This window comes from Rossellomorea sp. DUT-2, from assembly GCF_052665285.1.
Genome location: NZ_JBQPEO010000002.1, coordinates 997,614 through 1,004,573, shown reverse-complemented (window position 1 = coordinate 1,004,573; position 6,960 = coordinate 997,614). Strand labels below are relative to the sequence as shown.

Below are 6,960 nucleotides of genomic sequence, written 5' to 3'. Positions count from 1 at the left end.
TCGTTCTGTTTGAATTATCGGTGCTTCTTTTTTTACCATGACTTATTCCAGCCTTTCGTACATTACATAAATAATCTATCAGTGTGAACGGTATTGAACTGCATCGTTTGTTATCTCCTTATGAAATTTATAAAATAATTCGATACCGATTATTTGGATTCCTTCTTCAAGTAACCTGCCTGTTAATTATAAAGGCGATAGCCTTAACAGGATCAGCTGGTCTTTAGTTAAACCCCTTAAAAAGTTGTTCATTAATGACGCTGATTGAATAGATGTTTTCTTCCAATAAGTTATTAAGTATTTGTTTTAATACATGCGGTTCTCGTAATTCCTCATTTTCAAATGCTAATAGGTCTTTTATTTTTATCCATTTACTATCAGTTATTTCATCTTCTTCGAGATATAATGTGCCCCCAGTAACCTCACCAATAAAATGAAACAAAATGACTTGATTATTCGTATTACTGATAAAATTATATACTCCAGTCGTACCAATCAGTTTTACATCTAACCCCGTTTCCTCTTTTACTTCCCTCTGAGCTGAATAAAGAATGTCATACTCTATATGACCACTGGGAAAGTTCCACTTAAGGACAGCAGTGGGTTTATTCTCTTTTATCATTAACACTTTATCATTACTAAGGATTGATACACTTGCTATTAATACAATTCCATCCTGAGACATCCATTTCTCCTCAATTCTACCTGCCCGTTACTTGAACAAAGGGCGGCTGGTGGTTTAACAAACGCCGCTTAAAGAAAAGAGTTTTACTTCAGAGCTATATCGTATAGATATTTAACTACCTTACCCATTCGCCAAGCAATAATAGCCAAACTAATGGCAATAACTACTAAACTTCCAACCTTAATCAGTTCTAACCTATCCTTCTCCAATCTCTTTCTCCCCTTAAATTTAGTTTCTTACTTCGCTATCTTGCACAATAACTGAAGAGGGTACTGCCGGTTCATTTAGCTGGTTTTCAGTTAGTGCCACATTCCTATTTCATTTCGTTCTGTTTGAATTATCGGTGCTTCTTTTTTTACCATGACTTATTCCAGCCTTTCGTACATTACATAAATAATCTATCAGTGTGAACGGTATTGAACTGCATCGTTTGTTATCTCCTTATGAAATTTATAAAATAATTCGATACCGATTATTTGGATTCCTTCTTCAAGTAACCTGCCTGTTAATTATAAAGGCGATAGCCTTAACAGGATCAGCTGGTCTTTAGTTAAACCCCTTAAAAAGTTGTTCATTAATGACGCTGATTGAATAGATGTTTTCTTCCAATAAGTTATTAAGTATTTGTTTTAATACATGCGGTTCTCGTAATTCCTCATTTTCAAATGCTAATAGGTCTTTTATTTTTATCCATTTACTATCAGTTATTTCATCTTCTTCGAGATATAATGTGCCCCCAGTAACCTCACCAATAAAATGAAACAAAATGACTTGATTATTCGTATTACTGATAAAATTATATACTCCAGTCGTACCAATCAGTTTTACATCTAACCCCGTTTCCTCTTTTACTTCCCTCTGAGCTGAATAAAGAATGTCATACTCTATATGACCACTGGGAAAGTTCCACTTAAGGACAGCAGTGGGTTTATTCTCTTTTATCATTAACACTTTATCATTACTAAGGATTGATACACTTGCTATTAATACAATTCCATCCTGAGACATCCATTTCTCCTCAATTCTACCTGCCCGTTACTTGAACAAAGGGCGGCTGGTGGTTTAACAAACGCCGCTTAAAGAAAAGAGTTTTACTTCAGAGCTATATCGTATAGATATTTAACTACCTTACCCATTCGCCAAGCAATAATAGCCAAACTAATGGCAATAACTACTAAACTTCCAACCTTAATCAGTTCTAACCTATCCTTCTCCAATCTCTTTCTCCCCTTAAATTTAGTTTCTTACTTCGCTATCTTGCACAATAACTGAAGAGGGTACTGCCGGTTCATTTAGCTGGTTTTCAGTTAGTGCCACATTCCTATTTCATTTATATCCTTATTTTACCACATGGTATGTCGCTGATCTGTCAGTTTATGATATGTTTTTTTTTGATGAAAAAACGGACAAGTAATTGACACTCATTTCTTATCAAAACATCTTTCCCTTAAAAAAGAAACGAAACTATTGCAAACGATTACAACTATGTGTTATTTTATGTGTAACCGGTTACACAAATAACCAACCAAACGAACAGGAAGTGACAAGCGTGGCAACAATCAAGGATGTGGCGAGTGAAGCGGGGGTGTCGGTTGCGACGGTCTCCCGGGTGCTGAATGATAACGGCTATGTAGGAGCCGAGACGAGGAAGAAAGTGATGGGGGCGATCGAGAAGCTGAATTACAGCCCGAATGAGGTCGCACGCTCTCTCTACAAACGGGAGTCAAGGCTGATCGGACTGCTGCTTCCGGATATCACAAACCCGTACTTCCCGCAGCTGGCGAGAGGGGTCGAGGATGAAGTGAGTGAGGCTGGATTCAGGCTCCTTCTCGGTAACAGCGACGAGAACATCCAGAAGGAAATGGATTATATCCAGACCTTTGTTCAAAACAATGTCGTCGGCATGATTTCTGCGACCAATCATGTGGAGCATGATCAGCTGTATAGTGAATTGAATCTCCCACTCGTCCTCCTTGACCGGACCACGGACAATTATCCGGCTGTTTACGCGGACGGACGCAAAGGGGGACGCCTGGCGGCAAAGACCCTGGTTGAAAAAGGGGCGAAGCGGATCACCGTCATGAAGGGACCGGTCCACGTCAAGCCGGCACAGGACCGATTCCGTGGTGCCGTCGAGTACCTAAGCGGGACCGACGTTGATTTCACCGTGATGTCGACGACCTCGTTCTCCTTTGAAGATGCAAAGGGCTGGGCAGAGGAACTGTTCGCCACCTATCCTGATACGGACGGGGTCATCGCGAGCAATGATATCGTCGGGATCGCGATTCTCCATGAGGCCCTGAGGATCGGGAAGAAGATACCTGAAGACTTGCAGATCATCGGCTACGATGACATCCCCCAGAGCAGCCTTTCTTATCCGGCGCTCTCGACTATCAGGCAGCCAGCTTACGAAATGGGCAGACAGGCCGCGGCACTTCTGATTAAAATGATACGAAAAGAAAAAGATATCGATACAACTGTTCAGCTTCCGGTTGAACTCATACAGCGAAGCACAACACGAAAGGGATGAAGGAAGATGAAAAAAGCGAAAATTGCCGTGATCGGCAGTTCATCCATGGATTTGGTGGTCACATCAGCCAAACGACCCGGTGCAGGAGAAACGGTACTGGGCGACAGCTTTGACACGGTACCAGGCGGGAAAGGAGCCAACCAGGCCGTTGCCGCAGCAAGGCTTGGGGCAGATGTTTACATGATCGGATGTATAGGCGATGATCCGTACGGTCAAGAGATTTTAGAAAACTTTAAGAATAACGGTGTTCACACCGACCATGTGGAACCGGTTACAGGTGAAAAATCCGGAACCGCCCATATCATCCTCGCTGAAGGGGACAACAGCATTGTCGTCGTAAAAGGGGCCAATGATCTTGTGACACCAGAGTACGTAGAAAAGACAGCCGATTTCCTCAAAACATGTGATCTCATCATGATTCAGCAGGAAATCCCTGAGGAAACGGTAGAGTACGTGGCAGACCTGTGCAGCAAGATTGAAGTCCCACTGCTACTCAATCCGGCTCCGGCACGAAAGATTTCACAAAAAGTCATCGATGGTGCCAGCTACCTGACACCGAATGAACATGAAGCAGATGTGCTCTTTAAAGGAATGAAGCCGTCAGAAGCGCTGAAACAATATCCTGACAAAGTCATCATCACCGAAGGAGCAGCGGGAGTCCGCTATCATAACGGAACAAAAGAAATCCTCGTTCCTTCCTTCAAAGTCGAAGTCGTCGATACGACAGGAGCCGGCGATACTTTCAATGCCGCATTTGGAACGGCCGTGGCTGAAGGACAATCAATGGAAGAAAGTCTTCGATTCGCAAACCGCGCCGCATCCCTTTCCGTGACCGGTTTCGGGGCACAGGGCGGAATGCCGACAAGAGACGAAGTGGAAAGGAAGCTGGCAGAATGAAACGACATGGCATCTTGAACAGTCACATTGCAAAAATACTAGCCGATCTCGGCCACACGGATACAATCGTCGTTGCCGATGCCGGTCTCCCAATTCCGTCAGACGTCGTCAAAATCGACTTGGCATTGAAACCGGGAGAGCCATCCTTCCTTGACGTGGTAGAACTGTTAAAGGAAGAAATGGTCATCGAAACAGTCACACTTGCAGAGGAAGTCGAAACGAATGCAGGGGTTCACGAACAGATGACCTCTTGGTTTGACGGGATCCAGTATGTATCCCATGAAGAGTTCAAGAAAGAAACCCATAAAGCGAAGGCCGTCATCCGCACGGGGGAAGTCACACCGTACGCGAATTGTATCCTTCACGCGGGAGTCATTTTTTAAAACAAAGGGGGTAGTAGCATGCAGATCAGCATGAAGAATATCCATAAAGCATTTGGAACAAATTCTGTCCTAGAAGGCGTGGACATCGAGATCGGGGAAGGTGAAGTCCATGCCCTGATGGGAGAAAACGGTGCCGGAAAGTCGACCCTGATGAACATCCTGACTGGTCTTCACAAGAAGGATCAGGGAACGATCACCATCGACGGGAACGAAATGACGTTTGAAGATCCGAAGCAGGCCGAGGAATTCGGCATTGCCTTCATCCATCAGGAGATGAACGTCTGGCCTGAGTTGACCGTCCTTGAGAATCTTTTCATCAATAAGGAACCGGTTACACAATTCGGTCTCATCAATACGAGGAAAATGAAAGCGGTTGCGAATGAGCAGTTTAAGAAACTGAACATTTCCATCCCTCTCACAAAAGAAGCGGGTCAGTGCTCGGTCGGGCAGCAGCAAATGATCGAAATCGCCAAAGCCCTTATGACGGATGCAAAAGTCATCATCATGGACGAGCCAACGGCGGCCTTGACGGACCGGGAAATCGAGACGCTCTTCACCGTCATCCGTTCCTTAAAGAAAGCCGGCGTGTCGATCGTCTACATCTCCCACCGGATGGAAGAGATCTTTACGATTTGTGACACCATCACGGTCATGCGGGACGGACGCACGGTGGATACGACGCCGATCCCCGAGACGAACTTCGATGAGGTCGTGAAGAAAATGGTTGGACGTGAACTGACGGACCGCTTCCCGGCACGGGATTCCAAACCAGGAGAAACGATGCTTGAAGTACGGAACCTTACCAAAAAGGGACTGTTTGAGAAAGTAAGCTTCGAAGCACGTTCAGGAGAAATCGTCGGCGTGTCAGGATTGATGGGGGCAGGCCGGACGGAAATCATGCGCACCATCTTTGGACTAGATGGGCGATATGATGGAGAAATCCTTGTGAACGGGAAACCGGTCACCATTAAAACACCTGATCAGGCAGTGAAGCTCGGTCTTGGATTCATCACCGAGGATCGGAAGGATGAAGGTCTCGTCCTCGATTTTTCCCTAAAGGATAATATCGCCCTTCCAAGCCTCTACAGCTTCACGAAGAAAGGCTTGATCAATGATAAAAGCGAACAGGACTTTGTGGAAATGCTCATCAAACGGCTGACGATCAAAACCGAATCAGCCCGGACTCACGCACGGAACCTTTCCGGCGGGAATCAGCAAAAGGTGGTCATCGCCAAATGGATCGGAATCGGTCCGAAAGTGCTCATCCTCGACGAACCAACACGGGGAGTCGATGTCGGAGCGAAACGTGAAATCTATCAACTGATGAACGAGCTCACCGACCGCGGCGTCGCGATCGTGATGGTATCATCCGAGCTGCCAGAGGTACTCGGAATGAGCGACCGCATCCTCGTCGTCCATGAAGGGACCATCGCAGGAGAGCTATCTAAGGAAGACGCAACACAGGAAAAAATCATGACATTGGCGACAGGAGGTCACGCACATGAATAACGCACTCAAAACGAATCACGTCGGCAATCTGATGCAAAAGCTCGGTCCTCTACTCGGACTGTTTGTGCTGATTGCGACCGTATCCATCATCAACCCTAGTTTTCTAGAACCCTTGAACTTATTGAATCTACTACGACAGGTCGCGATCAACGCCCTGATTGCCTACGGGATGACCTTCGTCATTTTGACCGGAGGAATCGATTTATCCGTCGGCTCGATCCTCGCCTTATCCAGTGCCCTCATGGCAGGGATGATGGTATCGGGAATCGACCCAATCCTTGCGATCCTGATCGGATGCCTACTTGGAGCGTTAATGGGAATGGTCAACGGACTACTCATCACAAAAGGAAAAATGGCGCCATTCATCGCGACACTTGCAACCATGACAATGTTCCGCGGATTGACGCTTGTGTATACTGACGGAAATCCAATCACGGGACTTGGCGACAGCTATGCCTTCCAACTGTTTGGAAGAGGATACTTCCTAGGAATCCCAGTACCGGCCGTCACGATGATCCTGACGTTCGCGATCCTGTGGGTGATCCTGCACAAAACCCCGTTCGGCCGCAAAACATATGCCATCGGTGGAAATGAAAAAGCAGCCCTGATCTCAGGTATCAAAGTACCACGCATCAAAGTGATGGTCTACTCTCTGGCCGGTTTACTGGCAGCACTCGCAGGAGCTATCCTGACGTCACGCCTGAATTCAGCCCAGCCGACAGCGGGTACATCCTATGAACTCGATGCCATCGCCGCTGTCGTTCTAGGCGGGACAAGCCTGTCAGGCGGACGCGGACTGATCGTCGGAACACTGATCGGTGCACTCATCATCGGAACGTTAAACAACGGTCTGAACCTGCTCGGCGTGTCATCCTTCTTCCAAATGGTCGTAAAGGGTGTCGTCATCATCATCGCGGTTCTCATCGACCGAAAGAAAGCAGCGTAGGAGGGATACT

The 6,960-nt window shown here is 46.1% G+C and carries 7 protein-coding genes; 5 read left to right on the top strand and 2 right to left on the bottom strand.

The annotated features are described in order from the left end of the window. Nucleotides 1–223 precede the first annotated feature (223 nt). Both ACOSV2_RS10825 and ACOSV2_RS10820 read right to left on the bottom strand, forming a co-directional pair. Nucleotides 224–685 (bottom strand): NUDIX hydrolase, encoded by a 462-nt coding sequence (locus ACOSV2_RS10825; protein WP_428975067.1) that lies wholly within the window; start codon nt 683–685, stop codon nt 224–226. A 546-nt stretch (nt 686–1,231) separates the two neighbouring features. Beyond that, complete coding sequence (locus ACOSV2_RS10820) at nt 1,232–1,693, bottom strand: NUDIX hydrolase (protein ID WP_428975067.1); 462 nt, start codon at nt 1,691–1,693, stop codon at nt 1,232–1,234. A gap of 541 nt (nt 1,694–2,234) precedes the next feature. On the opposite strand from ACOSV2_RS10820, the gene ACOSV2_RS10815 reads away from it, so the two are divergent. The 5 genes from ACOSV2_RS10815 to rbsC are packed head-to-tail and all read left to right on the top strand — an operon-like array spanning nt 2,235 to nt 6,950. After that, nucleotides 2,235–3,215: a LacI family DNA-binding transcriptional regulator gene (locus ACOSV2_RS10815; protein ID WP_428975105.1), complete on the top strand. Its 981-nt coding sequence runs from the start codon at nt 2,235–2,237 to the stop codon at nt 3,213–3,215. Between the two features lie 6 nt (nt 3,216–3,221). Continuing rightward, complete coding sequence (gene rbsK, locus ACOSV2_RS10810) at nt 3,222–4,112, top strand: ribokinase (RefSeq protein WP_428975066.1); 891 nt, start codon at nt 3,222–3,224, stop codon at nt 4,110–4,112. Next, a complete protein-coding gene (rbsD, locus tag ACOSV2_RS10805; RefSeq protein WP_428975065.1) occupies nt 4,109–4,495 on the top strand; it encodes a D-ribose pyranase in 387 nt (128 codons plus the stop codon). The genes rbsK and rbsD overlap by 4 nt, the downstream gene beginning before the upstream one ends. A gap of 18 nt (nt 4,496–4,513) precedes the next feature. Continuing rightward, nucleotides 4,514–6,004, top strand: a complete 1,491-nt coding sequence (locus ACOSV2_RS10800; protein WP_428975064.1) for a sugar ABC transporter ATP-binding protein — start codon at nt 4,514–4,516, stop codon at nt 6,002–6,004. Further along, on the top strand, nt 5,997–6,950 hold the full coding sequence (gene rbsC / locus ACOSV2_RS10795; RefSeq protein WP_428975063.1) for a ribose ABC transporter permease RbsC: 954 nt from the start codon (nt 5,997–5,999) through the stop codon (nt 6,948–6,950). The genes ACOSV2_RS10800 and rbsC overlap by 8 nt, the downstream gene beginning before the upstream one ends. Nucleotides 6,951–6,960 lie beyond the last annotated feature (10 nt).

What these genes read in the sequence shown, in the direction of transcription:
- rbsD (WP_428975065.1), top strand. Translation starts at nt 4,109, where the DNA reads ATGAAACGACATGGCATCTTGAACAGTCACATTGCAAAAATACTAGCC.
- rbsC (WP_428975063.1), top strand. Translation starts at nt 5,997, where the DNA reads ATGAATAACGCACTCAAAACGAATCACGTCGGCAATCTGATGCAAAAG.
- ACOSV2_RS10825 (WP_428975067.1), bottom strand. Translation starts at nt 685, where the DNA reads ATGTCTCAGGATGGAATTGTATTAATAGCAAGTGTATCAATCCTTAGT.
- rbsK (WP_428975066.1), top strand. Translation starts at nt 3,222, where the DNA reads ATGAAAAAAGCGAAAATTGCCGTGATCGGCAGTTCATCCATGGATTTG.
- ACOSV2_RS10820 (WP_428975067.1), bottom strand. Translation starts at nt 1,693, where the DNA reads ATGTCTCAGGATGGAATTGTATTAATAGCAAGTGTATCAATCCTTAGT.
- ACOSV2_RS10800 (WP_428975064.1), top strand. Translation starts at nt 4,514, where the DNA reads ATGCAGATCAGCATGAAGAATATCCATAAAGCATTTGGAACAAATTCT.